We start from the raw sequence: 1,333 nt of genomic DNA, 5'->3' as shown, positions 1-1,333 counted from the left end.
CCGCTCGCAGATGTCGATCCAGGCTTTCGGCGAGAGCCGTCCGCTGGTCCCGACCGCCGATGGCGTGCGTGAGCCGCAGAACCGCCGCGTCGAGATCGTGCTGCGCTAAGCAGCACGACCCTCTCGCAGGGAAAGTGGGGGGCGGGACCGCAAGGTCCCGCCCCTCTGCGTTTCCACTTACGGACCGCCTGCAGAACATTCTTGTGGCTTTCGTGCCACAGGTTCTTCATATGACATTACTGTGCGTTGGCACTCGCGACCTTCGGGAGCATCTCGCCTTTGCGTCACGCCGCACCTGATCGCGGCGGGCCACTACACGAAGGAATTTACGAGATGTCGTTCCGCAAGGCCCTGCTGGCCGCCACGGTACTGGCTATGCCGGCCACTGCCATGGCTCAGGCTCCGTTCCAACCCGTCACCGGCCTCTACATCGCGGGTGGCGCTGGCGTGAATTGGCTGATGGACCGCGACCTCGAGGCGCAGGGCGGTAACCGCAACTACTTCAACACCACTGGCGCACGCTCCTATGGCGAGACGCGCCAGGACACCGGCTGGGGCGGCGTCGGCTCACTGGGCTGGGGCTTCGGCAATGGCGTGCGCCTCGAGATCGAGGGCAACTACCGCCAGAACGAGGTCGACAAGATCGGCGGCTTCGGCGGCCCGCGCGTGACAAGCGCCTTCCGCAACAACGGCGGTGACATCCGTCAGTACGGCGCGATGGCCAACATCTTCTATGACCTGGTGATCCCGCGCTTCCCGCTGCCCGTGCAGCCCTATATCGGCGGTGGCGTCGGCTATGTCTGGACCGAGTATGACGGCGTGCGCGGCACCCGCCAGCCCGGCGGCTCGAACTCCATCGTGATCGACGACACGGATGGCCGCTTCGCCTGGCAGGGCATCGCCGGCGTCGCCTACCCGATCGCCGCAGCCCCCGGCCTCGCGCTCACCCTTGAGTACCGCTACATGGGCACGCTCGAGCCGAAGCTCGACGGGCGCGTGGTGAACCCGGCGGGTGCGACGGTGTCGCGCGGTACCTTCAAGGCTGACCCGGCCGAGAACCATTCGGTCATGATCGGCCTGCGTTATGCCTTCAACACGCCGCGCCCGGCGCCGGCTCCTGTCGTGGCCCCGGCTCCGGCCGCTGCCCCGGCTCCGGCCCGCACCTACCTGGTGTTCTTCGACTTCGACCGTGCTGACCTGACGGATCGTGCCCGCCAGATCATTGCCGAAGCCGCCCAGGCGGTGACCAGCACCGGCACGACGCGCATCGAAGTGGCCGGCCATGCCGACCGCTCGGGCACGCCGCAGTACAACCAGCGCCTGTCCATGCGCC

General features: G+C 67.5%; 1 protein-coding gene. It reads left to right on the top strand.

Translation table 11 applies throughout. The features are described from left to right. Positions 1-333: 333 nt before the first annotated feature. A partial coding sequence (locus GSE44_RS25020) for an OmpA family protein (RefSeq protein ID WP_159351533.1) occupies positions 334-1,333 on the top strand: 1,000 nt, incomplete at its 3' end.

Origin of the sequence: Muricoccus harenae, from assembly GCF_009848505.1 — a bacterium.
Lineage (GTDB): Bacteria > Pseudomonadota > Alphaproteobacteria > Acetobacterales > Acetobacteraceae > Roseomonas > Roseomonas harenae.
This window is presented reverse-complemented; position numbering and strand designations above follow the sequence as displayed.